The sequence below is a fragment of the Aequorivita aquimaris genome (assembly GCF_001573155.1).
Classification (GTDB): domain Bacteria; phylum Bacteroidota; class Bacteroidia; order Flavobacteriales; family Flavobacteriaceae; genus Aequorivita; species Aequorivita aquimaris.
Genome location: NZ_JRWG01000001.1, coordinates 386,544 through 412,158 on the forward strand (window position 1 = coordinate 386,544; position 25,615 = coordinate 412,158).

A 25,615-nucleotide genomic window follows, 5' to 3' on the forward strand; every position below is an offset into this window, starting at 1 on the left:
ATATCGTTTCTGTAAACCAGTTTCCATTATCTATCTTATACCATCTATAAATAGAGTGCCCCCTCTAGCGCGCTTTTGCAAAGCTTATACTTTTACGTATAGCATTTGCAATGCGACCCAATTAATTATAAGTGTTTCACTTGAGCCCCTTCCAAATATTCCATACGCCAGACAAAGCTAACACGAACGGAGTTGAATACTTTACGGAAAACCATATCAAACAAAAAATTTGGGTTAGGATAGCTATTTGAATTATTAAGGAGGTCTCGACTGCGCTCGACCGGACATTGGAGGTGCGAAGTACGAAGTGAGAAGTTTAATAGCAAGAAGTTTCATGAGATTAACTACTTTGAATCTTCGATTTGCCAAGCTGCGCTCACAATTGCGATTACCATAATTTATTTCCCTTAACAAAATTTTAATATATTGCGTTTCAAAAAAATCATTGAATGAAAAAGTCTTTACTCTTCAATAGCTTACTGATAGGTATTTTTATTAAAACAACTGCCCAAGTTGGCTTTCAACCCCATACTATAATTGACCAAGGAAGCACCAATAGCCCTAGTGCTGCCTTTGCTGCCGACCTTGACGGCGATGGGCATTTAGATCTAGTTTCAATTTCAGAACATGACAATAAGCTTGCATGGTATAAAAATGATGGCCTTGAAAACTTGGGATTACAGCAAATTATTTCTTTGGATGTTTTAGCCCCTAAAGCAGCACACGCTGCCGATTTTGATAACGATGGAAATAAAGACCTTTTGGTTTCTTCTGCCGAAAACAGTAAAGTAGTTTGGTTTCGGAATGATGGCACTGCCCATTTTGGATCCCCAAGATTGATTACAGATAATGTAGATGGAATTACTAACTGCATACCTGAAGATATTGACGGGGATGGCGATTTGGATGTGGTGGTTACTTCTACAGACGACAATAAAATAGCTTGGTTTGAAAATACAAATGGGCAAGGGCAATTTGGGCAAGAAAATTTAATAGCCACATCATTAGATAGACCCAATAAAATTTCTGCTTCCGATCTAGATGGAGATGGCGATTTTGATTTAGTAGCTTCCACTATTTATAGTGATGAAACTGTCTGGTTTGAAAACATGAATGGACAAGGAACCTTTGGTTCAAAACAAATAATAGATGACAATATATCAGCCACTTATGGACTTTATGAATTTGACCTTGATAACGACGGAGATAACGACATTATAACAAATAAGAATAGTGAGCTTATTTATTATGAAAATTTAAACGGCCAAGGAAACTTTTCAACCGCACAAACTATTATAACAGCGGGTGTAACTTATTTTGCTACAGCAGATTTTGACCAAGACGGTGATATGGACATAATAGGCAATGTGAATCACGAAATTGTATGGTTTGAGAATATAAATGGACAAGGAACTTTTAGTAGTGGACAGACACTTACTACTACTGAAACATACGTTGCAATTAATTTGGCAGATATAAACGGAAATGGAAATTTTGACCTCATTGCTTATAATAATGGTTTTGATAAAATAGCTTGGTATCCAAGTACAGGTTTGGGCAGCTATGGCGGTGAAGTCATTATAAGCATCATTGATGGTGTGCAAGGCTCTTACAGTCTTCAGGCTGCCGATTTTGATGGGGATGGAAATATAGATGTAGTTTCGGCAAATTCACATATAGGAAGCATTACTTGGTTTAAAAATCTAGATGGACAGGGCAGTTATAGCTCTCCAAGAATTGTAGCGGAAACACTATCTTCAGTGCAATCGGTTTTTGCAGCCGATCTTGATGGCGATGGCGATATGGATATTTTGTCATCTTCAAATGACGATAATCAAGCTACTTGGTATAAAAATACAGATGGACAGGGAAATTTTATAGAACAGCAGCCTTTTTCTATTGATCTTAGTGGTTCAATGGTCGTGAATGCGGCTGATTTGGATGCCGATGGCGATATGGACGTTGTTGTTTTTGACTTTAATTTGGGAATAGTATGGTTTGAAAATATAAATGGACTGGGCTCTTTTGGTCCAGCGCGAACAATTGAAGAAAATATGGGCTACACAGAATCTATCCACACTGTTGATTTAGATGGCGATGGTGATAAAGATATTATTGTCGCTGCATATGGCAGTCAACTTTTGGGATGGTATGAAAATATGGATGGTCAAGGAAATTTTGGCTCCCAGAATATAATAGATAATGATCCTTTGAATGCGATAGACATTTATTATTCTGATTTGGACGGTGATGGCGATATGGATATTCTGGGCACTTCGATTTCGGAAAATATAGTTATGTGGTATGAAAACACAGACGGGGCTGGAACTTTTGGCCCACGAATCATTATTGCCGACACCTGTCTCTCTCCATGGCTGATAAGAGCAATGGATGCCGATCAAGATGGCGATATGGACGTGATTGTTTCCGATTATAGCGCTGATACAATTTCGTGGTATGAAAACACCAATGGTTTGGGAACCTTTGGACCACAACAGATTATTGATTTGCATATGAATGGCGTTCAAGGAATGGCAGTAGCAGATATTAATAATGATGGAACTCCAGATCTATTTGCAAGCTCCTATTTGGGCGATAATATGAAGTGGTATGAAAACTTCGGCCGTTTGGGAAATAATATTTCAGGTACGGTAACCCTCGATCTGGACAGCAATGGATGTACAAGCAATGATGCTCCCATGAAACAGGTTATGGTTATTTCCGATAACGGTACCCATAGTTTTGCAACGTTTACACAAACCAACGGAGATTACCAACTTTATACCAATGAAGGCACCTTTATCACTTCGCTGGATTCAGAAATGCCCAATTACTACTCCCCCAACCCATCCTTTCATACATCAACGTTTATGGGTCAAAACAATAGCGATTTAGCAGATTTTTGTGTTGAACCTACAGCTGTAATCAACGATCTAAATATTACATTTTACCCTTTGGGTGATGCACGTCCGGGCTTTGAGGCCGAATATCAAATTGTATATAACAATGTGGGAACTACTGTTCTTGATGGCGCTATAACCGTTAATTTTGATGATGTGCGCCTTGACTTTTTAAGCGCAAGCGAACCCCTTAGCTCACAAACTAACAGTACGATAACTTTTGATTACAGTAACTTCAAGCCTTTTGAGACAAGAAGCATAGATATTAATTTTCAAGTTGCAATTCCTCCCACCACCCAGATTGATGATGTATTGGTTTATAATGCAATTATAGAACCTGTGAGCGGGGATATAACGGAAGCTGATAATACCTTCACATTAAATCAAACAGTTATAGGCTCCCACGATCCCAATGATATTCAAGTTTTAGAAGGCGAAAGCATTTTTATAGAGGAAGCCGAGGAGTACTTGCACTACATCATCCGCTTTCAAAATACGGGTACGGCATCGGCAATTAATGTAAGTGTGAGCAATGAACTTGATCCAAATTTGGATTGGAATACCTTGCAGATTGAAAATATTAGCCACACAAACAGGGTAGAAATTACCGACGGCAATCAAGTGGAATTTATTTTCAACAATATCAACCTACCAGATGCCTCGAGCAATGAGCCCGAGTCCCACGGTTATATTCAATATAAAATTAAACCAAAAAATAATATAGCTGTAGGCGACTTTATGCTGAACAGCGCAGCAATTTACTTCGACTTTAATCCGCCGGTAATAACTAATACTGTTATCACAACTGTAATTGACAATTTGGGTGTGGAAGAGAACGCTACAAATTCCATTGCGCTTTACCCTGTACCTAGCAGTGATATCTTAAATATAAAAAGCACGCTACCCATCGTGGACGTGAAGGTGTTTAATAATTTGGGGCAATTGCTCTTTACTGTAGCAAATCCTAAAGGTGTTCAGTTTCTAAATATTGAGCAACTAAGCGCTGGGATGTATTTTGTGAAGTTGACAGATTTGGACCAGAACAGTAGTACGAAGAAGTTTATAAAGCAGGAATAAGCTAGCCTGTAAGGCTTTGAAAGAAAAAATTATTTTGAATATATAATACCTCCTGGCGCGCTTTTGAAAGGCGTGCCTCACTAGTGCGCTCCCGAGACTTCGGGAGCATCGCGTTCCATTCCGACTCAACCATAATAGCGAAATACTACATACCGTCCAATAGTCCTTTTTCATCTGCATAATCTGATGCATTGCCATAAACATAATCGTGAGCTTTATAGACTAAACCTGCAGCCACAGGATTATTATGAACATAACTAATTTTGCTTCCAAATAACTTTATTGCTCCACAACTCAATAGAACGACGAAGTACGATAGACGAAGTATGAGGGGCTAAATGCGCAGAACGAATATGAGGCTCGTCCCTAATTTACCACTTCCAAGAATTTTTTATCCCCCGCTAGTGCGCGATTGTATCGCGTTCCTTTCCGTCTCAACCATAATAGCGAAATACCACAATACCATCCAATAATCCTTTTTCCTTTGCATAATCTGCACATCTTCTATCCTCCAGCCTTTTCTCCTTTTGGCACGAGCTACTACCGTCGAGGCAAAGAACTACGGTAATTAGTACGTCCCCTAATTTACCGCTTCAAAGAATTTTTTATCCCCCTCCCCTTTAGCATCTTGTAAGGCAAATACTTAAAACCGCTATTATGAAAAGCAAGAAAACCCAATTAAAGCATTTAAGGAAATCTGCAAGGGACTCGCTGGTAACTCTCCAGCCGGCAAGGGATAATTCTAAAAAATTTAGAGCCAGCTTTCTGTATTTTGAAGGATATCTGGATTTATTTACCACCATCGAATCCCTTCTCAATGTATGTATACTGGCAACCCAAGGAGATGGCTTTTGTCCCCCACATATCAAGGAACACGAGCGCGACATTAGAAAAACCTTAGAACTCGCGGCAAAACTGCTTCCCTTCGAGGAAGGGGAGTTTTTGGATAAGGCTTATGTGGCATTTATAAAAAATGGCTAGTATAGCTTTATAGATTAAACTTTTCTTTTGCGGCCTTCCAATTTTTATTTAAAATTGGTTTTTTCACTGAGGTTTCCCCATTAGATTCCTCCCCCGAAAAATGACAGTATTTCTCAGGAAAATCAGGGTTTTTATATTTGTTCCACATTTTAAAAGCTTCATAATCCATAGGTTTTTCTAAATTGAAGGGTATTTTTTTTCCCGTTCTAATGCAATAGCCGGTTTTCTCTCTTAAGACTTCCACAGGGCGATCATTTTTTATTGAAGCACTTTTTTTAAATACTTTGCTGTAGGCTTTATTATTAAAAAAATCAGAAAGTTTATCTACTGTTATTTCTGAGTTTACGTATTTGGTAGAACTCAAGATGTTCCTTTTTTCATAAATAGGTTTTTTTTCAAATAAGAGTTCTGCCTGGTCTAAAACAGTGGTAAAATATTTCCAAGTATCATCCTCTAAATTTTTACTTCCAGTAAAGGCTGCCATTGTGCTTTTTTCCATTAAAATACCAGCTTCTATATTGTTGTCATGAGAGAAACCGTACAGATTCATTGAGGTTAAAATTGCTTTACTCTCATTTGCATAATATTTAGCGTGAAGTCTATTTTCAAACCGAATTTCAATATTCGGAAATTGTTTAAAGAAATCGAAATCTTCCTGCTTCATGCTTTTTGACATATCATCTTCATTTTTTCCAAACAGCACCGTAATTTTTAAATCGTGGGCTTGAAGTTTGGTAAGTAGGGAAGCTTTATACCTATCGAGAAGTTTTATATAAGGGGAAATCAAAATAATATCCCCTTTGGCGTCATCAAATATTTTTTCCAGTTCGGAATTCAATTCATTCCCTTTTAAAAATTTAGCCATAATTTATGTTTTAAAAATTTCAAAAAATATGCATTTTAAAATTTAGCTCTCTAATTTAAACAGAAACGGAATGCTAGCGGTAACTAGGGGCACCTCCCGTTTTTCTTCGTTTGATTTACCCTCAGCCACCAACTCACGGCCGCGGGCCATAAAGGGTTCCAGTTCGGCGCCGTAACAGGCTACGCTAATGCCCGCCTTGTTAGGGTCGTCTGCCAGGCATACCATGCCATTGTTGCCCTCGCGCAGGGTAATGAGCTTTCCTTCTTGGTTATAGCCCAGAACCGTGGCATCTTCGCGGTACATTTCGGGGGCGGCCAGGACCGCGGTCTTAATCTGTATGTCCTTTGGAAGGATCTTGTTTTGGGCAAAAGCCGAGAACGCCACTGCCAAAACGAAAAGAGTCATAAGTTTTTTCATAGTCCGTAGATTTTAAAATTGAAGGTTTAAGATACGGATTTTTGGGGGATTATGGGATCAGGTTGTTGCGGAGATTAATATGTTTTATGGGTAATTGATTTGGTCACGTGTTGCAAATGCGCGCCAGCCGAGAATTCTATTTTCTATCCTTCTTTTTTTTAAATTTTTTTAATCTTGGTTTTAAAAAGAGGTTTAAAAGACAAGACATTAAAAAGCTAATAATTGCACCTATTACAGCAAGAATAGCCGAAGTGACAATATTTTCAACTGGTAGTACCGCGAAAGCAGACAGTGCGGTACCACTTACAGTACCTATGGCGATTGGAAATTCTTTATAACTCATGGTATAGATTTTAAAAGTTTACTTATGTCTCAACACTTTCCACTACTGCCTGACTAACTGCAGAAGCTACGGAGCCTGCTATTGTTAAAATTGTCCCTAAGTTTATTAATAGCTGTGGGATAGTGATGGGAAGGGATAATATGGTACCACCGATTGTGGCCATAGCTATTCCTATATTGCGAAGAACCCTAAAAAATTTTGGGGTCGGTTTTCTATATCTTTCTAAAATATTCATTTGGATAAATTTTATCATTATAGAAAGGGAGGGTGAATACCCCCCCTTTAAAACTACTTATACATCATCAACATTTACGATACCTAAGGCATTGTAAGCTCCGTTCTTCAGGGAGTAAAACTCCCCATTTACCTCCTGGTAGAATTCAATACCCAATACACTAAGAATTGGATAGGGAGAATTTGGTGTTACCGCGGCGGTTAACGTTGAAGCTGCAACTTGAGTATTATCGTAGGGAAGTACACCCATGTCCATTTCACTGTAAACAAAAGTTTTGTTTACAAAATCAAGTTCCGTCGCCCCCATTGCTAATTTGTAATGGGTTGTTCCCGAGGGAGCTGCAATACGCTCTGTAGCGCTAAAAGCATCCACTGCGATGGTCGCATCGCCACTAACCCGATCAAAAGCTGTAGTAAAAAGACCAAAGAAAGTAGCATCTAGTTTACCATTGATATTGAAGTCAAAGCCTTCCAAAAGGTTGATATTGCCTTCATCAATGTTTCGCTTACCACGCGGATTAACGGGATCGGTTTTGATAATAGCAAGCAATTGGGTTGTTAATCTGCTAACCACCCTTCGATCCTTTGCATTTTGCATTAAAGACCGAACAGCACTACGGATAAGCTTACCACCTTGGCCTGCCCGACCAAATTCAGAGTTGTTTTCACGAGTACGTGCAAATGCAGCACTGTGAAGGATCTTGTCGCGATCTACCCCGCCTTTTGCACGAGCGAGGTGACCGTCTGCCGTTTTGTAAAAGGCAATATCATCAATAGTACCTTTTAACTTGATAATTCCAGCTTGTTTAGCCATAATAAAAAGATTTAAAGTGAGCTGCAAAGATGCGTTCTGGTATAAGCCAATATTCACAAGTGGGGAGCAACTTGGGTATGATTATTTTTAGGAATTAACGCGATAACAATTAGGGCAATGGATAACGCATCTTAGATTTTATGCGTTTGAAAGAGGAAGACTTAAAAAAAGAGCGAAAAGGCACTTTTAAAAATGAGGAAAAGAAACTTTGATCCTCTTTATATTATTTAAATAAATGGGGGAAGCATTATATATTAAGGGATTCTTGTAGTTATAAAATGAGAAATAGTTTATGGATTTTCCCAAGTTGAACACAAGTTGTAATTGATAAAAATAAATTTGTAGGAAAAATGACTGTTTTTCTTACATTTTAATGAACTTGCTATGGCTTTGCTATGGCTTTGCTATGGCTTTGCTATGGCTTTGCTATGGCTTTGAATGGGGTATGTAGGAGTAGATTGGTAGATTTCGATATTCAGTTGTGGGTTGATGGTTGATGGTTGATGGTTGGTGGTTGATGGTTGATGGTTGTGGGTGGTGGGTTGATGGTTGATGGTTGATGGTTGATGGTTGATGGTTGATGGTTGACGGTTGTGGGTTTGTGATTATTGTACTCACACAATTGACTTATGTGTTTTCTGTTCTTCGGAAAAGCGGGGATCGGGAAGTCTTGGTACTTTTAACAATTGGGTTGTAGTTATGGCGTAATAGCCTAGATCTTCGGTTACCGTTCCTTTTATAAAATAAATTCCAATACCTGTTAAAGGGTATTTTACCATTATTTTTGGGAATTGTACCGTATCAAAACATTTTCCGTCTTTATCGAGGAATGTTGAGAATGCCATATAATCGCCTTTAGATGTTTTTGTGGTTTTGGAGGTTACCAATTTTCCGAGGATTGTAATTTCCTTACCCTCATAGGTACTTAAATCACTTGCTATTGTAATTGGATACTTGCCCGGTTTTATAAGATTAAAATCGTTGTGAAGCGTAAAGCCCAAGAGCTCCAGATTGTCATAGGCGTCAATAATCTGTTCGCTCTTTAAGGATGGTAAGCTATAATTTACCCGTTTAGGTTTAAATAATTGGGGTTGGTTATTTAGATTTTTAATTGCGTGGGTATTGAGATGGGCAAGCCACATTAATTTATGTTTATTTGATTCAAATGTCCTAAAAGCCTTTAAACGAATTAATAGTAGCAGTTGTTCCAATCCGAGCTTACATCTATCCAAAAAATCGTCAAAGCTATTAAATGGGCCAAAAAGCTGTCTCTCAGTGAGAATTTTCTGAATGCTTCTATGTTCTAAATCCTTTATCATCCCAAAGCCCAAAAAAACAGTTTTATCCTTAATATAATTACTGTGATCGCTATTGTTGATACAGGGATTTTCAACTACACCACCACATTTAAAAATTTCATTGATATAGGTATCCAGGTTGTAAAAGCCCCCCCCATTGTTAAGAACAGCGGTCATAAATTCCAATGGGAAGTATTTTTTAAGGTAAAGGCTTTGATAGCTTTCCACGGCATAACTTGCGGAATGTCCCTTGGCAAACGCATAGCCCGCAAAAGCTTTGATCTGATCCCAGACTTCCGCTATCACTTTTTGGGTGTAGCCCTTTTCTTTACAGTTTTCATAGAATTTCCTTTCCAGGGCATCAAATTGTTCTTTGCTCCTACCCTTGCCACTCATACCCCTTCGCAACACGTCTGCTTCGGCCAGACTTAATCCTGCAAAATAGTGTGCCACTTTTAAAACGTCTTCCTGATAAACCATAACACCATAGGTATCGGGCATAATCTTCAAAAGAACGGGATGTGCCTCTGCCTTTTTTTCGGGAAATCTATGGCGCTCTATATAGGCATTTTTCATTCCTCCATTGGTTACACCGGGACGTATAATGGAGCTAGCAGCGACTAATCCCAAATAGTCCTGTGTTTGCAGGCGTGTCATCAAAGTACGCATTGCAGGGGATTCGACATAGAACACGCCCATACAATCCCCTACTTTTAATAGATTGTTAATTGCAGGATCATTTTTAAAAGATGTAGTATCGTCTATATTTTTTATATGTGCATTGGGTTGATTTTCCCTGATCAATTGAATTGCATCCTTAATTTTTGAAAGACCGCGTTGGGCAAGAATATCAAATTTAAAAATACCCACAGCTTCTGCTATGTGCATATCAATTTGCAAGGTTTGAAACCCTTTCGGGGGCATAAAAGTGCCACAATAAGCTTGTACAGGATTTTTTGTTATAACAATGCCTCCAGAATGTACACTTAGGTAATTTGGAAAACCATGGATAAGATGACTATATTTTATTACCAATTTAAAATAATGATCGTTTTTTTTGTTCTCTCTATTGCCATTTAAAAAAGCATCAATTTCAGCTTTTGGCAGTCCAAATACTTTGGCAAGCTCCCGAACAACTGCTTTGAATTGAAACGTTACATAAGTACCCATAAGGGCGGTATTTGGGAAACGTTCAAAAATATAGCGGGTAACATCGTCCCTATCCTTCCAAGAAAAATCTATATCAAAATCAGGCGGTGAGGAACGATACAGGTTGATGAACCGTTCAAAATACAGATCCAATTCAATCGGGTCAACATTGGTAATACCTAAGATATAGGCTACGACACTATTGGCCCCACTGCCCCGCCCTATATATGGGTAATTATTTTTTATGGCATATTGAACAATATCGTAATTAATGAGAAAGTAGGATACAAAATCCATTTGCCGAATGGCGTTAAGTTCCTTTTCAATACGTTCTGTAATTTTGGAATTGACCGTTTTATATCGGGAGGGTATATTTTGTTTTACCAAAGAAACCAAATATCCATAATCATCTTGTGCATTGGAGAGGTAGGTGGTTTGATTTTGGTTTTCTCGGATATCATCAAATTTAAAATCGATGGAACAGGAATTTAAAAGAGCTTGGGTGTTGGACAATATATGCTCAAAATCCTCAAACAAGTCTTTGAGTTTGGTTAGCGAATACATTTTATCGTTGGCAGTACCCTGTTCAGCCTCCGGGAGTTTACTCAAAACTATATTGAGGTCTATACATCGCAATAAACGATGTATATTTATATGCGTCTGACTGCAGAAAGTTACAGGCTGTAACAACACCAATTTTTCAGTATATTGTTTTAGATGGGAGAATTTTAGTTTATTAAGATCATTTACCGCAATTCCGATGTACCAATCGGGCGCAAAGGATTCCAGTTCATATTCCAGTACTTTTTCGAAAGGAAAAATGGTTATAACATTTAAAAAAGAGGGAGGGATTTCAGGGAAGTCCTTCTTTGTATGTAGATGGGTGGACAGAAATTGGTTGATTTCCAAGTAGCCTTTATTGTTTTTTGCCAAGCACACATAGCATCTGTTGTTTCCGTTACGAATATCGGCTCCCACCACGGGCTTAAGTTTTTCTTTTGCTGCTTCCCTACTAAATTCCAAGCAGGCCGATGTACTGTTAATATCGGTAATTGCTACAGATTTAATAGTATATTTTTTTGCCAATTCCAAGAGTTGCGGTACAGAAAGTACACCGTAGCGCAAGGAGTAATATGTATGGCAATTGATATACATTATTGATTTCTATGCGCCAATAAAATTGGTGGTTCACCATCAAAGGGGTTACGGCCAGAAATTACAGTCCGCACATCGAGCATAGACGCTTTCATAACACTGCCTGCCCCAAAACGGTTGCGGATATGATCTAAGGATTTATAGAGGTTCAATGTCTTTTCATTATCGTCAAAAAGATTTATCTGATAATGCCCACCTACCAAATGGGAAAACTTTACTCCAATTAACCTAACTAAAATTCTTCTTTCATAAAGTTTATTAAAAAGTTCCATAACTGTAGGCACCAGGATATGGTCTGCACTTGTATAGGGAATGCGGATTTGTTTGTTATAAGTCTGAAAATCGGAATATCTGATTTTTACAGAAACACAACCCGTCATTTTATTGCCAAGCCGGAGCTGGTAACAAAGCGTATCAGCCATAGCGGTAAGGGTATCGCGAAGTTTTTGGACATCTATGGTATCTAAATTGAAAGTGCGTTCGTTGGAAATGGATTTACGTTCACAATAGGGAACCACAGGGGTATTATCAATGCCATTGGCTCGGTTCCAGATAATCTGGCCGTTCTTTCCCATAACGGAGGTAAGCATTTCCACAGGCATTTCCTGTATCAGTTTTACGCGATCAATCCCAAGATGGATTAAAGTTTGGGCAGAAGCCTTTCCAATCATCGGTATTTTTCGGATTGGCAATGGCGCCAAAAAAGCCTTTTCAAAACCGTAATCAATCTTTAGCTGGTTATTGGGTTTAGCCTCTCCCGTTGCCACCTTACTGACAATTTTATTTTGGGAAAGCCCAAAAGATATTGGCAAACCCGATTCCTTGATTATGCGTTTTCGAAGCTCTGAAGCAAATTTATAATTGCCAAAAAAGCGATCCATTCCAGTAAGGTCCACATAAAATTCATCCACGCTTGTTTTTTCAAAGAGGGGCACTGAATCACGAATAATATCGGTGATAAGGTTTGAGTATTTCATATAGGTACCCGCATTGCCTCGAATGATAATTGCTTGTGGACAAAGTTGTTTGGCAATTTTCATTGCCATGCCCGAGCGAACCCCGTATTTTCGGGTTTCATAGCTGCAGGCAGCTACCACGCCCCTGCTTCCCGTTCCCCCTACCAAGACAGGTTTTTTCAGCAATTCACTGTTCAGTAAACGTTCTACAGATACAAAGAAAGTATCAAGATCGAGATGGAGAATTGATTTTTTCATCTTTACAAAACTATGGAATATTTCCATTATTTTGGAATTACTCCAATAGGAAATTTATAAACACCTATAAGATTTGTAAAGAATTTATATAAATGGAAATTCAGAAAATAAATGAAATGTCGAGAAGAAATGATATCGATATATTGTTTTGATAATAAAAAAACCCCCATCACAACGATGGAGGCCACTTCAAATAAGCAAGTTAATCACCTACTCTTCTTCTTGATTCCAATTATCCCCTTGTTTTCTTGTGGGATCTTGGTTTCTGTCATTTTGTGAAGGATTATTTCCAGCAAATTGTGGATTGTTCTCCTTGCCTGTTTGATTTCTTTCATTTTTCATAGCAATACAATTTTAGTTAAACTTTTTTTATTAAAAGTAGCGTCAAATTTCTAATTGTAAATACCTTATAACATTCCATTGGCATCTATTTTTAAAATAATTAACTAAAAATGTATTTAAGAAATGATTTTTTCGCTTTGGGTTTAATACATATTCGTTAAAACAATTTTAAACTATGTTTTTAATAGCTATGGGTTTAATAATTTTAAAACAAAAAATACTATGGGAACAGACAAATCCAAACCAAAAAAATTTCCTTCCCAATCGCAATCGCAACCGGGGGAGGAAAGAAAGATGAAACCACAACCTGAAATTATTAGAGATAATTATAAGGGCAGTGATAAATTAAAAGGGAAGGTCGCTTTTATTACCGGTGGAGATAGTGGAATTGGAAGAAGTGTAGCCGTTCACTTTGCAAGGGAGGGCGCTTCGGTGGCAATTGTATATTTAGAGGAAAACAAAGATGCAAAGGAAACCAAACGGTTGGTTGAAAAGGAAGGGAGCAATTGTATAATATTGGCAGGAGATTTAAAGGATGCTACATTTTGCAAAAAGAGTATAGCTGCGTGTATAAAGCACTACGGAAAATTAAATGTTTTGGTCAATAATGCGGCCGTACAGTTTCCAAAGGACAAGCTGGAACAAATTTCGGATCAACAATTGGCGGAAACTTTTCGCACCAATATATTTGCTTATTTTTATATAGCCAAGGCGGCCCTTCCCCATTTAAAGGATGGAGATGTTATAATTAATACCAGTTCGGTAACCGCCTATAGGGGCAGTGATCATTTAATGGATTACGCCAGTACAAAAGGCGCTATTGTAAGTTTTACCCGCTCCCTTTCAAGCAATCTTGCTGCCAAGGGAATACGTGTAAATGGGGTGGCACCGGGTCCCATCTGGACGCCCCTTATTCCCGCAACATTTGATGATGTAACCGATTTTGGTCAAGATACCCCGATGGGAAGAGCAGGACAACCCAGTGAGGTGGGACCTGCCTATGTTTTTTTAGCCAGTGAGGACAGTAGTTATATGACAGGGCAATTTATTCATATTAATGGCGGCGAACTTATTGGAAGTTGAAATTTTAAAATAATTAACAACCGTCGTTAAACTACCTATAAAAAATTTTCTAGAATTAATAACATAGGTATCTTGGATACATATTAATTAATTAACAAAAAAACTTTTTATTATGATACGATGGATTATTATTTTTCTTGTAATTGCTATTATCGCTGCAATTTTCGGATTTGGAGGAATAGCGGAAGGGGCAACGGATATAGCCCAAATTATTTTTTACATCTTTTTGGTTTTATTGGTATTGGGGTTACTGTCGCGCCTATTTAGAAGATAAATCGAAACACCACTAAAATTATCTAAAACAGCAATTATGAGAATTGAAGCATATTTATCATATAGGGGTCAATGCCAGGAAGCCTTTAATTTTTACAAGGAAATTTTTGGCGGAAAAATCCAAAATATTGAAACATACGAAGACAAGGAAATTGATATTCCTGAAAATTACAGGACCAAGTGGCAACATGCGGAATTAATAGGGAAAAATTTTACACTACTTGGATACGATGCCGCTCCTGACACCCCGTTAACTGACGGGACCAATATGCATTTAGGTGTAGATATGGATACTGAGGGGAGTGCAAAGTTTGCATTCACGGAATTGTCCAAAGGGGGGCAGGTACACACCAATTTTCAAAAAACTTCCTGGGGTGCCTATTATGGAAGATGTACGGATAAGTACGGAATAAATTGGATGGTCAATTATAAGGAATAAAAATTTTACTCTTATTTAGAATAACGCCTGAAATATCGGGCGTTATTTTTATTATAAGGGGGCGGCGGTTAAATTTACACTATATGGAAACCGAAAATTTTCGATGGCATCTCCGTTCAACCATTTATTTCTATCTTCCTTTTTTACAATTATCGGCATTCGTTTTTTATTGTTATGAATCTCGGCCATAAGTTCATTTGCCTCGGTAGTTGCGATAGTATAGGTGGTGATATTCGCGCCGCTAGCTGGATTGGTCCATTCACTATAGAATCCCGCAAAACCGAATATTTCCTGATCGGTCGGTTTAATAATATATTTCTGTTTGTTTTTTCCTTTGGCATCGAGCCATTGCCATTCATAAAAGGCATCGGCAATAACAAGACAACGATTTTTTACTGAATTTCGAAATGCGGGTTTTGTGGCTGCTGTTTCAATACGCGAATTCAACGTCATTTTTTTTATGCCATCATCTTTTGCCCAAAAAGGAATAAGACCCCAATTAGCCATACTTATATGCCCCTTATCCTCGTCTAATATGACGGGATTTTTAGAAAATGAAAAGCCATTGATGGCCTCTTTGGGAACATACAATTCCGGTTCATAAAATTCGGCATTAAACTCTTTTTGAATTTCTTCTTTGGGGGTCGTTAATTTGGTATGGTAGCACATTAGGGTATAATTTTAATTTTTAATATAACATATATATTCCAAACGCGGTTAATCCAAAAACAATATGGGCAAAAAAAAGTTGGATGTAAAACACCGTATAATTTATATTGGGTCTTTGCGGATGTAAATAAAACAACAATTGCCATCCCCATATTCCTAAAAATCCCATTATACTTCCAACCCCCAAACCCCAAAAAAGTGATTTGTTAATATTAACAATTGACCACAGGACCTCAAATAATGCCATAAATATTAGCCCAAAGCCGAAGTGTAATAACCAACCTATCAGTAAGGGAGCAATTGGAAACTTGGAGTGTTTATCCACAAACCATTTTAAAAGCACATATTCACGAACCTCTTTTTTGGAAAAAAAATTGACAATACCACTGAACAAAGTCATTGTAGTAACGGAGAGTAACCAGGCACAAATAAATTTAACCATAAGGATTTATTATTACCGTTTTATTCACCACCCCATTGCACATACTATTCCTCATTTTCTTTTTCATTCACCGCCAACGGATGTTTTTTTGATATTCCCATAATCCAGATTATACCTAAAACAGTTTTATATAGCATTAATATAGCTGTAATCAAGGTACCACTTAGAAGTGAAGACAACAATATGGTTGACCAATAAATATATGGAAACCAATGGGCGGGAACATTGTCTGCTTGCGTCAATGGAATATTAAGCATTTGAAAAAGTAGTAATGTCGCCACAAAGAGAACGGTAATTAACTTAGCTATTACTACTATTTGATAATAATATTGGCTTTTTAATTTTGACCCACTTCCCGAACTGATTCCCAATAAGGTCAATAATAGGCCTAAAATTGTAGCGGATGCAAGAACTATGGTATTACATAAAATATTTATGCCCTCAACTGACATGGCAATCAATATTTTTGCCTCGTAGTTGGAAATCTTTCCCAACAGAAAAACGCCCCCCGCTATGACAACGGCAGCTATGATCCCGCCCAATAATGGTCCTCTAATATTTTTTTTATATTCTTTAATAATTACAATAAGTAGTTTTTAAAGTGACTTTCAAGAATATTGTTAAGATAATTTTCGTTTAATGGTTTACTATAAAACCCATGTACACTTTTGAATTGTTGTGCCCGCAACCGATCCCTTTCGTCAATGGAATTACTCAACATGGTTAGCACGACCTCACCCTGTTGGGAGAGTTCCAATTTTTCATATTCCTCCAAAAACTCCCAGCCATTCATTCCGGGCATATTAATATCCAAAAAAATAAGTGTGGGTTGTGGATGGATACCATCCAATTCACTTTTAAGATAGGACAATGCTTCCTCTCCACTGAAACAAATATGAATATTATCGGTAATTCCCAATTTTTTTATTTTTCGGGCATGGTAAAAATTATCACTTTCCGAATCATCGATCAGGAGTACATTTTTTAATTTCTTCATTATTATTTTTTTAAGGTGAAGTGAACGGTAGTTCCTTTTCCAAATTTAGAACTTACCCAGATATTACCCAAATGGAGTTCCACTATTTTCTTGCAGAATGCAAGCCCTATGCCCTGGCCTTCATAATCTTTTGTACTGTGAAGCCTGCTGAACATATCAAAAACCTTGGAAAAATCCTTTTCTGGAATCCCTATGCCGTTATCGCTTATGTGAAAGTTATAATAATTAGTGGTTTCCTCAAAAGTTATGACAATATGGGGCTGGGTTTGTGGTTCGGTAAATTTTATGGCATTGGAAATAAGATTTTGGAATAACTGCTTAATTTCCATTCTATAACCCGTAATGACGGGAAGGGTTTCATATTCAAGAATAATTCTGCGTTCCTCGATTACGGTGTCGAAATCGTCCTTTATTTTTTGCAGGGTTGCATTTAGATCGATATTTTCCATTTGACCACTGGTACCCAGGCGGGAGAAGGATAGCAGTCCGCTAATCAGATTTCGCATTCGTTCCACTGCCTTATTGATAAACTGGAAATACATAGTTGCCTCACCTTCCAAGCGTTCGGGGAAATCTTCCTGAAATATTTCCAAGTAGTTGGAAACGGTACGCAGGGGTTCCTGTAAGTCGTGGGAGGCTACATAGGCAAAATGGTCCAACTGTTGGTTCTTTGCAATCAGGGACTCGTTTAATTTTTCCGCTTCCCCTATGGCTGCCTCTTTTGCCAAAATTTCACTTTCCTTCTCCTCATTTAGGATTTTGAGTTCCACAAGTGCCTTTTCCATATTCCGATTGGTTTGTTCCAATTCGTGTTGGGTAGCCAAGAGCTCTTCAATAAGCGGTTTTACTTTTTTTATAAGGTTAAATAGACTCAGAAAGACAATAATTGTTGCGATACCGAGAGCCCCCACAATAATATACTTCCAAATTGTAAATTTTTGGTTTCTCTCTTCCAAGAGCGCATCTTCCACTGCGATCAGTTCTTCGAGCTTATTTTCAACATCCATCATAAAATGCAATTCTATTTCTTTTTGCTGCAAATTCTCTAAAGAGTATCCTGAGTCTAATTTTTGTTGGAATAAAGCAATATTGCCTTGCATTTGTTGGGAAATAATATTGATGCGCTGCAATTGGTCATTGTTATCGGCAACCAGATTTTCCAAGGATGTCAAAAGTGAATCGTATTCTTCCTGTGCGTCGCGAAATGCCTGTTTAAATTTTATTTTCCCGGTGGCTTCATAGGCTAGGCCAAAACTTTCCATACGTGAAATGGTAGCCGAAATTTGGCTAATATTGCTTTTAACTTTCCAGGTATGGGCTATTTCATTTGCAGAAGTTGCATTTCTTATAAAGGAGAAACCTATTAGTATAATTACCAGGATAAGGGATGAAATTAAGAGTATAAAGTTGGTTAGGCCTACTTTTCGTATTCGCTTCATAGAGATGGTCAGTTGATTTTATTATAAATTTAAGAGGATGGAATTAATTATAAAACATCAGTGAAAAAATAATAAATTTTTGTCTTAAATTTTTATCTTTATTAAAATTAGCTATTAAATAAATCATGTATTAAAGAACCTACATTTAATGAGCCTACCAGATGTATTACACTTTCTGATCGTTGAAGATCAAGTATCAGATTCCTTTTTATTACAGCGACAATTAAAAAAAATTTGCGCCCATCCCGAAATACGCTTTGTGGACAGTGAAATAAGTTTAATCAACGCACTCAAAACCTATATTCCGGATATGGTACTCACCGATTTCAATCTTGTGGGTATGAATGCTTTTGATGTGCTTAGAATTACAAAAAACTACAACACCAAAATTCCAGTGGTAGTTATCACCGGTAATCTAAAATATGAGGCAGATAAAGAAAAGCTATTGGAAAGTGGTGCAGAGGGATTTTTTATTAAGGAGCCCGTAAACACTTTAAATGAACGTATGCTGCCCCTATTTAAAAATATAATGGAAACCCAAAAGGAGAAACAGGACAAGTTGCGTTCTGAAAGAAGAAAATACGACTCTTCCAAGTCGCAAAGTGATTTTTTGAGGGAACACACTTTTGGGAAAGAGGAAGATGATGAGCGTGAGGAAAATCATAAAACTTCTTTGTGGGATGGACTATTACGGCTTTTCAAAAGATAATAGAAATTGATTACTCTATTATTTAAAATATTTTAAACAATAGCTTTTTATTAGGATATATTGATACATTTAATTAAAAAAGTATCACATTTAAATTATGTGCGTTAAAACAATGATAAAGTAGTTTTTCCTGTGCTGGATGTTTTCTAATTTCGATAAAAACAAAAAAATCCAACACTATGAAAAATTTAAATGAATTGTTTGAACATCAATTGAAGGATCTTTACAGCGCGGAAGATCAATTGACAAAAGCATTGCCCAAAATGGTTAAAAATGCCAAAGATGCAAAATTAAAAAAAGCATTTGAGGATCATTTGGAAGAAACAAAAGAGCACAAGGAACGCCTTGAGGAAATTTGTGAGGAACTTGGTATTGATCCCGGTGGGGAAACCTGCAAAGCCATGAAAGGCTTGATTAAGGAAGCTGAAGATTTTCTAGATGAAGTGAAGGACGATGATGTAAAAAATGCTGGGATGATTGCAGAAGCCCAACGCGTTGAACATTATGAGATTTCTGGGTACGGAACAGCAGTACGTTATGCCAAGGAGTTGGGCCATAAGGATATTGCCAAGAAACTTCAAAAAACTCTGGACGAGGAATACAATGCTGATAAAAAACTGAACGATTTGGCCGAGAAACGTTTAAACGACAAGGCTAAATAACCCTGATTAATTTTATATCAAAGTCCGTTTAACACGGACTTTTTTTATTAATAATTAAAACAATATAAGTTATGGAAAAATTATTAGACTTAACAATATCCAGTGCTGGCCGCATAGTAATTAGCTGTTTGGGAATATATATATTGGTAATTGCATTTACGCGTATTTTCGGAAAACGAAGTTTTAGTAAAATGTCCAGTTTTGATTTTGCCATGACCGTGGCGGTGGGGTCGTTAATAGCTACTACGGTCTTATCCAGCACCGTATCATTGGCAGAAGGTGCCCTTGGCCTGCTAGCAATCTATTTTTTTCAACTTACCGCCGCTTTTTTCAGGCGGTATAAGAACTTTCGGGATGCTATAGACAATACTCCCTTATTATTAATGCAACAGGACCAAATATTGCAGGAAAACCTTAGAAAGGCTAGGGTAACGGAAGGCGATTTACGCGCCAAGTTGAGGGAGGCCAACGTAACCGACTATTCAGCCATTCAGGCAGTTGTTTTTGAAACGACGGGAGATATAACGGTATTGCACAGCAAGGATATGAACGAAAATTTAAAGTCCTGGCTCCTAACCGATGTAGCAGTTTAAGGATGGAGGTTCAAATAATAGGGTTTATTGCTGGCCTGCTAACTACGATTGCCGTGCTGCCCCAGCTATTAAAATCATGGAAGACTAAGAAGGTTTTGGATATATCCCCCGCGATGTTTATGCTTTTACTAGGGGGTGTGGGTTTATGGGTAATATATGGAATTATTAAAATGGATTATCCCATCATAATAACCAATGGAATTTCCTTTTTATTAAACGCATCGATGTTGTTTATAATGATGCGATATAAAACGGAAGATTAACACTTTTGCCACAGTTCTTTGGTTGAATGTTAAAATGGCTTTAAATAGCAGCTAAGAAATTATTAAAAGAAATGAGAATCCTAAAGCAAATTGATAATTTTCAGAAAAAAAGTTATGAAACCATCAATACCAACCTGTGGAAATAGACACATTTCTGAAGATTTTAAAAAGTTTGTCATACATGATAATCATCCCTGCATAATGGCAAATACAGTATTCCAAATGGAGAACTATCAACTTAACGTTTACGGACGTTTGGGAAGTAAGAAAACTGCAAGGGATTTGTTTGGGGATTTAAGTGAGTATATTGCCCAATATGATTTTGACAGCAAGGAATTTGAGTCTTATATTGCTGTATTTCCAGATATGGAAGTTTTTAGTGAGATAGAATTTGAAAACTTATTGTGGAGACAATTACAATTCCTACACGAAATGGACAACGAGCCCTGGGATAGCAGTGTGAGCAATGATCCAGAAGATTCTAAATTTAGTTTTAGCATAGGCGGGAAAGCCTTTTATGTAGTGGGTCTGCATCCAAAGGCATCCAGAAAGGCACGCCGGGCCCCCTACCCCACGTTAGTATTTAATTTACACGCCCAATTTGAGAAGTTACGGGAGATGGGAGTTTATCATAAGATTCGCGACAAGATACGTAAGCGTGATATTGATTTACAAGGAGATATAAATCCAGTATTACAGGATTTTGGGGAAGATAGTGAAGCGAAACAATATAGTGGAAGAAAGGTGGAAGGCAATTGGAAGTGCCCATTTCATCATAAATAAATGAAAAGGATGGAGGCAGTTACTACATTTGAATTTGTATTAAATACCATTATTGCCATGATTGCTGGAATTTGTGTAGGGATAGAACGGCAGATGAAAAATAAGAATGCGGGACTTAAGACCAATGCATTGGTAGCAGTAGGTGCCGCTATATTTATTGGTATTTCCTTTCAGTATATTGATTTGCCCAATGTGGATTTAACTCGGATAGCAGGACAAATTATTGTAGGCGTAGGATTCTTGGGCGCGGGGGTTATTGTTAAGCGCAAAAGAGAAATTTCTGGACTGGCAACTGCCGCAGCTATATGGTGCAGTGCTGCCTTAGGGTGTTTGGCAGCTTTGGGTATGTATATTGAATTGGCTGCCAGCACGCTTATCATAGTATTTATAAATCTGGTTCTGGGTTATTACAACAAGAAAATTTACAACAATAACCATAAAAACCAATCACAAATTACATAGCATTATGATAAAGGAGATCGCGGCCCAGACTGGAGTTGCATTTACATTGAAAAAAGGTGAAAAGTTAAAAGTTATTGACCCACAGGGAAAACAGGTAAGCGATATGGTGTTGTTTAATAAGCAGGACCCACGCGAAAAGATTTCCTCAGGAAAAACGCTTGATTTTGAGGAATGCATACTTATCACTAAGGGAAATTATTTATGGAGCAATCGCAGCAGAAAGATGATGGAGATTTTGGAAGATACCAATGGCCGGAACGATTTTTTGTTGGCACCATGTAGTCCGGAGACATTTAAGATCATGTACAATAACCCGGAATACCATCCCAGTTGTTTCGAAAATCTATATACAAATCTGGAGCCTTATGGTATATCAGCTGATGATGTGCCCACGGCCTTTAACATATTTATGAATGTCCAATTTGATGCGAAGGGGAAAATTTCAGTACTTCCACCTTTAAGCAAACCCAACGATTTTGTGCTTTTTGAGGCGCAAATGGATTTAATAGTTGCTCTTACGGCCTGTTCTGCAGAAGATAGTAACGGAGGAAGTTTTAAACCTATTCATTACGGAATTTTAAAGGATAATTAAATAATGAAAGGGGGCTAGCAAAGAGATGGAATTAGTGTTATTCTATTTGCTTGACCCACCAGATACCTATAAAAATTGGAAATAAGCTGTTTTAGGTTATTTTAGATTATCAATAGCCTTTCCCATATCAAGGCCCTTTCCAAGAACAGGTTTAAACCAATCGCCCATATTTGTTATTCGGTCGGGCATAGTTTTAATTGTGAAATCTAAAATCTCCAGCCCTGGCTTCACTTCCATCCATGAAAGGGGGGCAGAAACAGGGGCTCCCACTTTCGGACGTACACAATATGGCGCTGCCAAGGTTTGTCCACGGCGGTTTTGCAGATAATCCAAATAGATTTTATCCTTGCGGTTTTTTACCGCACGCTCCATGCTGGTTAGCTTCGGTAGTTTTTCCTGTATATAATAGCACAAAAGTTTGGTGAAGTCACGGGCTTCTTCGTAACTATATTTTTCACCCAATGGCAGATAAATATGCAAACCTGAAGAGCCGGAAGTTTTACAAAACCCTTTTATCTTTGCCAAATCCAACACCTCTTTTGCTGCCAAGGCCACTTCAATCACCTGCTCAAAGGTGTTTTTGCTGGAAGGGTCCAGATCTATTACCGTATAGGTGGGATGTTCTAAATTTTGGATGGTAGAGTTCCAAGGATTTATCTCTATGCAGCCCAAATTTGCCATATAAAGCAGCGTGGCCTCATTTTGGCACAGCAGGTAGTCAATTTCTTTTTTGGAGGATTCAGAATATATTTTTACGGTTTCTACCCAATTGGGCAAGGTTTCATTGTCCTTTTGATAAAAGGAGGGTTTTGAAATACCGTTTGGATGCCGATGTAGATTTTGCGGACGGTTCAACAGATATGGTAGTATGGTTTCCGAAATATTGAGGTAATAGTCAATTAAATCGTATTTAGTATATCCGGCATCTGGCCAATATACCTTTTCCAAGTTGGAAAGGGGAACGGAAATACCATTCACTTCCAAATGGGAGTTACTGCTTTTGCTGGATTTTGAAGTTGATTCTTTAGGCGAGCCCGACGTTACTTCCTCCAACTCCTTGTCGTTTCGCAAACCTTTGAAAATTGGGTGGCGCATCAGGCCGCTTTTGGTCCATTCCGAAAACTTGACCTCGCAAATCAATTGTGGTTCGACCCAGTGCGGAATCCTTCCTTTAAGTGCCAATTTCTTTCCAAACGGATTGGTCTCTATTTCCAAGGCCTTTAATTTTTTCAACAGTGACTTTTGTTCCGAAGCGGAAAAACCCGAGCCGCAATTGCCCACGTAGGTAAGCTCTTCATTTTGGAACATCCCGAGGATAAGCGATCCAAAAATTGCCCCGCCGCTTACCGAATCGGTAAACCCACAAATAACAGTTTCCTCCGTATGGGTATCTTTTATTTTTAGCCATTTTTCACTGCGGTAAGCCGGGAAATATAGCGAATCGGCTTTTTTGGCAATTACACCCTCCATACCCGCCCCAATGGCGCGTTCATAGAGTGTAGGTCCCATACCCTCTATATGGTCGCAAAAAAGAATATGTTTCAAACCCTCCAAAATATCGGGCAACAGACTTTTACGCTCCAATAAGGGAAGGGAAATGGTATCGTGGCCATTTAGATAAAGTAGATCAAATACATAATACCGAAGCTCGCCTTTGGGCTTTCCAGCTTCGTAATTTTGAAGTTTTTGGAAATCTGGCTTCCCCTTTTTATCTACTATCACTACTTCGCCGTCCAATATACAATCGTGGGGGATGCTTTCCAGTTCCCTTTTTAACAACGCAAATTTGCTGTTATAGGATATCCCGTTGCGCGAGTACAGTTCCACCTCACCGTTGTTGATGTTGGTCAGGACTCGATAGCCATCCCATTTCAATTCAAAAACCCAATCGGGATCCTTAAATATTTTCTTGGCCGGGCTTGCGAGCATCGGTTTTATAAATTCCTTGGGGTTAAGCGATTTTACTTTTCCAGCTTTTATTTCCTTGTTCGTTTTCGCAAAAACCTCGGCGTCATATTCTAAATCGGTGGCATAGTTGTCTTTCTTTTTAATGAGGAGCCATTGGTTTTTCTCTTCCCCTCTTTGGGTATGTACCAAAGCAAAAACTCCCTTTATTTTTTTTCCGAAAAATTCAATTTTCAGGTCACCTTTTTCCAATTGCTCTACCGGGTCTTTACCTTCCCCACTCTCCAAAACCTTATAGGTGCCCTGGTCCCAAATGTCCATTACGCCTGCGCCGTAATTGCCTTTGGGAATAGTTCCGTGAAAAAAGAGATATTTCACCGGGTGGTCTTCGGTCATTATTGCCAGGCGTTTGTCCGATGGATTCATGGACGGACCTTTAGGTACAGCCCAACTTTTAAGAACGCCATCCATTTCAAGCCGAAGGTCGTAATGAAGTCTTCTTGCCTGATGGCGCTGTATTACGAAGCGGTATGCGTTTTCCTTATCCAACTCGCCCGTGGGTTCAGGCGTGGAGTTGAATTTGCGCTTTTTTATATAATCGTCTAATGCCACGGTTAGGAGGCTTTACTTTTTTTCTTTTTCTTTTCCAGACTGGCTTTAAGTTTTGCCATTAAATCGTCAGCTTGGGTAGGCGTGGTGTCTACTTTCTTTGCACGGGTTTTCTTGCCCGAGGCTTTGTTATTAATGATTTTCATCAATTGGTTATTGTAAACATCCTTGTATTTATCCAGTTTAAAACTTGTAGTATAGTTTTCGATAAGCGAAAGGGCCATATCCACTTCCTTTTTTGAGACCTTGGAAGATGGGAGTTTTAAATCGGCAGGGTCACGAATTTCATCTGCAAAGCGGATAACGTGCAGTACCAAAGCGTTTTTGTATACTCCAATAAGGCTTAAATTTTCCTTTTGGCGCATTACGAAAGTTGCTACTCCCAATTTTTTCGTTTTTTTTAGGGCATCTCGCAATAAATTATAGCTTTTTCCACCTTCTTTTTGGGGCTCCAAAAAATACGGACTTTTAAAAAGTAGATCGCTCACCTCAGCCTCCTCAACAAACTCTTCTATATCGATGGTCTTGCTCTTTTTCATATTCGCTTTTTCAAAATCCTCTTTTTCCAAGACTATATATTTATCATCCTTTTTAAACCCTTTTACGATGTCTTTCCACTCTACTTCCTTTCCTGTTTCCTCATTGACCCGCTTGTATCGAATACGTGCATTGTCGTGTACATCGAGCATATCCAAGTCAAGTTTTCTATCTTCGGAAGCACTGTACATTTTTATGGGGATTGACACTAGGCCAAAGCTGATTGAACCGTTCCAGATTGATCTCATAATATCCTTTTTCTTTAAAATTAAAACCAAAATTTGGATAGAAAACAGCAGTTTACGATACTTTAACAGTTAGCTATTATTTCTCAGTTAACTGGGGGTTGTTGGATGTTTGTCCGATTGA

The 25,615-nt window shown here is 38.1% G+C and carries 28 protein-coding genes; 12 read left to right on the plus strand and 16 right to left on the minus strand.

The annotated features are described in order from the left end of the window. Positions 1 to 449: 449 nt before the first annotated feature. On the plus strand, positions 450 to 3,977 hold the full coding sequence (locus tag LS48_RS01800; protein WP_062619365.1) for a T9SS type A sorting domain-containing protein: 3,528 nt from the start codon (positions 450 to 452) through the stop codon (positions 3,975 to 3,977). A gap of 657 nt (positions 3,978 to 4,634) precedes the next feature. Next, positions 4,635 to 4,958, plus strand: a complete 324-nt coding sequence (locus tag LS48_RS01805) for a hypothetical protein (RefSeq protein ID WP_062619367.1) — start codon at positions 4,635 to 4,637, stop codon at positions 4,956 to 4,958. Positions 4,959 to 4,965: 7 nt separating this feature from the next. Here LS48_RS01805 and LS48_RS01810 read toward each other — a convergent pair whose 3' ends face one another. From LS48_RS01810 to LS48_RS15635, 9 genes are all read right to left on the minus strand, one after another. Continuing rightward, positions 4,966 to 5,823: a phospholipase D family protein gene (locus LS48_RS01810; RefSeq protein WP_062619369.1), complete on the minus strand. Its 858-nt coding sequence runs from the start codon at positions 5,821 to 5,823 to the stop codon at positions 4,966 to 4,968. 42 nt (positions 5,824 to 5,865) lie between these two features. After that, positions 5,866 to 6,240, minus strand: coding sequence for a hypothetical protein (locus tag LS48_RS01815; protein ID WP_193392781.1), 375 nt, complete (start codon positions 6,238 to 6,240; stop codon positions 5,866 to 5,868). Between the two features lie 136 nt (positions 6,241 to 6,376). Next, on the minus strand, positions 6,377 to 6,583 hold the full coding sequence (locus LS48_RS01820; protein WP_062619371.1) for a hypothetical protein: 207 nt from the start codon (positions 6,581 to 6,583) through the stop codon (positions 6,377 to 6,379). Positions 6,584 to 6,605: 22 nt separating this feature from the next. Further along, on the minus strand, positions 6,606 to 6,818 hold the full coding sequence (locus LS48_RS01825; RefSeq protein WP_062619765.1) for a hypothetical protein: 213 nt from the start codon (positions 6,816 to 6,818) through the stop codon (positions 6,606 to 6,608). Positions 6,819 to 6,875: 57 nt separating this feature from the next. Beyond that, a complete protein-coding gene (locus LS48_RS01830; RefSeq protein ID WP_062619373.1) occupies positions 6,876 to 7,631 on the minus strand; it encodes a hypothetical protein in 756 nt (251 codons plus the stop codon). 426 nt (positions 7,632 to 8,057) lie between these two features. Beyond that, the gene (locus LS48_RS15275; protein WP_157881709.1) at positions 8,058 to 8,249 is read right to left on the minus strand and encodes a hypothetical protein; all 192 of its coding nucleotides are present in this window, start codon (positions 8,247 to 8,249) and stop codon (positions 8,058 to 8,060) included. Beyond that, a complete protein-coding gene (locus LS48_RS01835) occupies positions 8,246 to 11,233 on the minus strand; it encodes a DNA polymerase III subunit alpha (protein WP_062619376.1) in 2,988 nt (995 codons plus the stop codon). The genes LS48_RS15275 and LS48_RS01835 overlap by 4 nt, the downstream gene beginning before the upstream one ends. Continuing rightward, positions 11,233 to 12,447: a DNA polymerase IV gene (gene dinB / locus LS48_RS01840; RefSeq protein WP_062619767.1), complete on the minus strand. Its 1,215-nt coding sequence runs from the start codon at positions 12,445 to 12,447 to the stop codon at positions 11,233 to 11,235. The genes LS48_RS01835 and dinB overlap by 1 nt, the downstream gene beginning before the upstream one ends. 210 nt (positions 12,448 to 12,657) lie before the next feature. Next, complete coding sequence (locus LS48_RS15635; protein WP_262480958.1) at positions 12,658 to 12,789, minus strand: hypothetical protein; 132 nt, start codon at positions 12,787 to 12,789, stop codon at positions 12,658 to 12,660. A gap of 222 nt (positions 12,790 to 13,011) precedes the next feature. On the opposite strand from LS48_RS15635, the gene LS48_RS01845 reads away from it, so the two are divergent. The 3 genes from LS48_RS01845 to LS48_RS01850 all read left to right on the plus strand — a co-directional run bounded on the left by LS48_RS01845 (position 13,012) and on the right by LS48_RS01850 (position 14,584). Then, positions 13,012 to 13,872 carry an SDR family oxidoreductase gene (locus LS48_RS01845; RefSeq protein WP_062619378.1) on the plus strand — a complete coding sequence of 287 codons (861 nt, stop codon included), beginning with the start codon at positions 13,012 to 13,014 and terminating at the stop codon, positions 13,870 to 13,872. 112 nt (positions 13,873 to 13,984) lie between these two features. Further along, the gene (locus tag LS48_RS14835) at positions 13,985 to 14,146 is read left to right on the plus strand and encodes a DUF1328 family protein (protein WP_076692395.1); all 162 of its coding nucleotides are present in this window, start codon (positions 13,985 to 13,987) and stop codon (positions 14,144 to 14,146) included. 36 nt (positions 14,147 to 14,182) lie between these two features. After that, a complete protein-coding gene (locus LS48_RS01850; RefSeq protein WP_062619380.1) occupies positions 14,183 to 14,584 on the plus strand; it encodes a VOC family protein in 402 nt (133 codons plus the stop codon). Positions 14,585 to 14,635: 51 nt separating this feature from the next. Here the strand turns inward: LS48_RS01850 and LS48_RS01855 are convergent, their stop codons facing one another. The 5 genes from LS48_RS01855 to LS48_RS01875 form a co-directional block, all read right to left on the minus strand. Then, on the minus strand, positions 14,636 to 15,253 hold the full coding sequence (locus LS48_RS01855; protein WP_062619383.1) for an SOS response-associated peptidase: 618 nt from the start codon (positions 15,251 to 15,253) through the stop codon (positions 14,636 to 14,638). Positions 15,254 to 15,272: 19 nt separating this feature from the next. Then, complete coding sequence (locus tag LS48_RS01860) at positions 15,273 to 15,695, minus strand: hypothetical protein (RefSeq protein WP_131807679.1); 423 nt, start codon at positions 15,693 to 15,695, stop codon at positions 15,273 to 15,275. Between the two features lie 44 nt (positions 15,696 to 15,739). After that, complete coding sequence (locus LS48_RS01865; RefSeq protein WP_235810996.1) at positions 15,740 to 16,147, minus strand: hypothetical protein; 408 nt, start codon at positions 16,145 to 16,147, stop codon at positions 15,740 to 15,742. A 128-nt stretch (positions 16,148 to 16,275) separates the two neighbouring features. After that, a complete protein-coding gene (locus tag LS48_RS01870) occupies positions 16,276 to 16,692 on the minus strand; it encodes a response regulator (protein WP_062619390.1) in 417 nt (138 codons plus the stop codon). Positions 16,693 to 16,694: 2 nt separating this feature from the next. After that, complete coding sequence (locus LS48_RS01875) at positions 16,695 to 18,131, minus strand: sensor histidine kinase (RefSeq protein WP_062619393.1); 1,437 nt, start codon at positions 18,129 to 18,131, stop codon at positions 16,695 to 16,697. Positions 18,132 to 18,279: 148 nt separating this feature from the next. On the opposite strand from LS48_RS01875, the gene LS48_RS01880 reads away from it, so the two are divergent. From LS48_RS01880 to LS48_RS01910, 7 genes are all read left to right on the plus strand, one after another. After that, positions 18,280 to 18,840 (plus strand): response regulator, encoded by a 561-nt coding sequence (locus LS48_RS01880; protein ID WP_062619395.1) that lies wholly within the window; start codon positions 18,280 to 18,282, stop codon positions 18,838 to 18,840. Between the two features lie 179 nt (positions 18,841 to 19,019). Then, positions 19,020 to 19,502 (plus strand): YciE/YciF ferroxidase family protein, encoded by a 483-nt coding sequence (locus LS48_RS01885; protein ID WP_062619396.1) that lies wholly within the window; start codon positions 19,020 to 19,022, stop codon positions 19,500 to 19,502. A gap of 71 nt (positions 19,503 to 19,573) precedes the next feature. After that, on the plus strand, positions 19,574 to 20,095 hold the full coding sequence (locus LS48_RS01890) for a DUF421 domain-containing protein (RefSeq protein ID WP_062619399.1): 522 nt from the start codon (positions 19,574 to 19,576) through the stop codon (positions 20,093 to 20,095). A 2-nt stretch (positions 20,096 to 20,097) separates the two neighbouring features. Beyond that, a complete protein-coding gene (locus tag LS48_RS01895) occupies positions 20,098 to 20,358 on the plus strand; it encodes a SemiSWEET transporter (RefSeq protein ID WP_062619401.1) in 261 nt (86 codons plus the stop codon). 114 nt (positions 20,359 to 20,472) lie between these two features. Next, positions 20,473 to 21,141 (plus strand): guanitoxin biosynthesis heme-dependent pre-guanitoxin N-hydroxylase GntA, encoded by a 669-nt coding sequence (gene gntA / locus LS48_RS01900; protein ID WP_062619403.1) that lies wholly within the window; start codon positions 20,473 to 20,475, stop codon positions 21,139 to 21,141. After that, entirely contained in the window at positions 21,142 to 21,603 is a 462-nt protein-coding gene (locus LS48_RS01905; protein ID WP_062619405.1) for an MgtC/SapB family protein, read from the plus strand. Positions 21,604 to 21,607: 4 nt separating this feature from the next. Next, positions 21,608 to 22,195 carry a DUF1989 domain-containing protein gene (locus tag LS48_RS01910; RefSeq protein ID WP_062619408.1) on the plus strand — a complete coding sequence of 196 codons (588 nt, stop codon included), beginning with the start codon at positions 21,608 to 21,610 and terminating at the stop codon, positions 22,193 to 22,195. A 96-nt stretch (positions 22,196 to 22,291) separates the two neighbouring features. Here the strand turns inward: LS48_RS01910 and ligD are convergent, their stop codons facing one another. Both ligD and ku read right to left on the minus strand, forming a co-directional pair. Then, positions 22,292 to 24,712, minus strand: coding sequence for a DNA ligase D (gene ligD, locus LS48_RS01915; protein ID WP_062619410.1), 2,421 nt, complete (start codon positions 24,710 to 24,712; stop codon positions 22,292 to 22,294). Positions 24,713 to 24,714: 2 nt separating this feature from the next. Continuing rightward, positions 24,715 to 25,494 carry a non-homologous end joining protein Ku gene (gene ku, locus LS48_RS01920; RefSeq protein WP_062619769.1) on the minus strand — a complete coding sequence of 260 codons (780 nt, stop codon included), beginning with the start codon at positions 25,492 to 25,494 and terminating at the stop codon, positions 24,715 to 24,717. Positions 25,495 to 25,615: the final 121 nt, after the last annotated feature.

Coding starts and splice junctions, on each gene's coding strand:
- LS48_RS15635 (WP_262480958.1), bottom strand. CDS start 12,789: ATGAAAAATGAAAGAAATCAAACAGGCAAGGAGAACAATCCACAATTT.
- dinB (WP_062619767.1), bottom strand. CDS start 12,447: ATGAAAAAATCAATTCTCCATCTCGATCTTGATACTTTCTTTGTATCT.
- ku (WP_062619769.1), bottom strand. CDS start 25,494: ATGAGATCAATCTGGAACGGTTCAATCAGCTTTGGCCTAGTGTCAATC.
- LS48_RS01850 (WP_062619380.1), top strand. CDS start 14,183: ATGAGAATTGAAGCATATTTATCATATAGGGGTCAATGCCAGGAAGCC.
- LS48_RS01825 (WP_062619765.1), bottom strand. CDS start 6,818: ATGAATATTTTAGAAAGATATAGAAAACCGACCCCAAAATTTTTTAGG.
- LS48_RS01830 (WP_062619373.1), bottom strand. CDS start 7,631: ATGGCTAAACAAGCTGGAATTATCAAGTTAAAAGGTACTATTGATGAT.
- LS48_RS01885 (WP_062619396.1), top strand. CDS start 19,020: ATGAAAAATTTAAATGAATTGTTTGAACATCAATTGAAGGATCTTTAC.
- LS48_RS01815 (WP_193392781.1), bottom strand. CDS start 6,240: ATGAAAAAACTTATGACTCTTTTCGTTTTGGCAGTGGCGTTCTCGGCT.
- LS48_RS01845 (WP_062619378.1), top strand. CDS start 13,012: ATGGGAACAGACAAATCCAAACCAAAAAAATTTCCTTCCCAATCGCAA.
- LS48_RS01865 (WP_235810996.1), bottom strand. CDS start 16,147: ATGTCAGTTGAGGGCATAAATATTTTATGTAATACCATAGTTCTTGCA.
- LS48_RS01895 (WP_062619401.1), top strand. CDS start 20,098: ATGGAGGTTCAAATAATAGGGTTTATTGCTGGCCTGCTAACTACGATT.
- LS48_RS01835 (WP_062619376.1), bottom strand. CDS start 11,233: ATGTATATCAATTGCCATACATATTACTCCTTGCGCTACGGTGTACTT.
- LS48_RS01910 (WP_062619408.1), top strand. CDS start 21,608: ATGATAAAGGAGATCGCGGCCCAGACTGGAGTTGCATTTACATTGAAA.
- LS48_RS01860 (WP_131807679.1), bottom strand. CDS start 15,695: ATGGTTAAATTTATTTGTGCCTGGTTACTCTCCGTTACTACAATGACT.
- LS48_RS14835 (WP_076692395.1), top strand. CDS start 13,985: ATGATACGATGGATTATTATTTTTCTTGTAATTGCTATTATCGCTGCA.
- LS48_RS01820 (WP_062619371.1), bottom strand. CDS start 6,583: ATGAGTTATAAAGAATTTCCAATCGCCATAGGTACTGTAAGTGGTACC.
- LS48_RS01805 (WP_062619367.1), top strand. CDS start 4,635: ATGAAAAGCAAGAAAACCCAATTAAAGCATTTAAGGAAATCTGCAAGG.
- LS48_RS01875 (WP_062619393.1), bottom strand. CDS start 18,131: ATGAAGCGAATACGAAAAGTAGGCCTAACCAACTTTATACTCTTAATT.
- LS48_RS01880 (WP_062619395.1), top strand. CDS start 18,280: ATGAGCCTACCAGATGTATTACACTTTCTGATCGTTGAAGATCAAGTA.
- LS48_RS01800 (WP_062619365.1), top strand. CDS start 450: ATGAAAAAGTCTTTACTCTTCAATAGCTTACTGATAGGTATTTTTATT.
- LS48_RS01855 (WP_062619383.1), bottom strand. CDS start 15,253: ATGTGCTACCATACCAAATTAACGACCCCCAAAGAAGAAATTCAAAAA.
- LS48_RS01870 (WP_062619390.1), bottom strand. CDS start 16,692: ATGAAGAAATTAAAAAATGTACTCCTGATCGATGATTCGGAAAGTGAT.
- LS48_RS01810 (WP_062619369.1), bottom strand. CDS start 5,823: ATGGCTAAATTTTTAAAAGGGAATGAATTGAATTCCGAACTGGAAAAA.
- LS48_RS01890 (WP_062619399.1), top strand. CDS start 19,574: ATGGAAAAATTATTAGACTTAACAATATCCAGTGCTGGCCGCATAGTA.
- gntA (WP_062619403.1), top strand. CDS start 20,473: ATGAAACCATCAATACCAACCTGTGGAAATAGACACATTTCTGAAGAT.
- LS48_RS01905 (WP_062619405.1), top strand. CDS start 21,142: ATGAAAAGGATGGAGGCAGTTACTACATTTGAATTTGTATTAAATACC.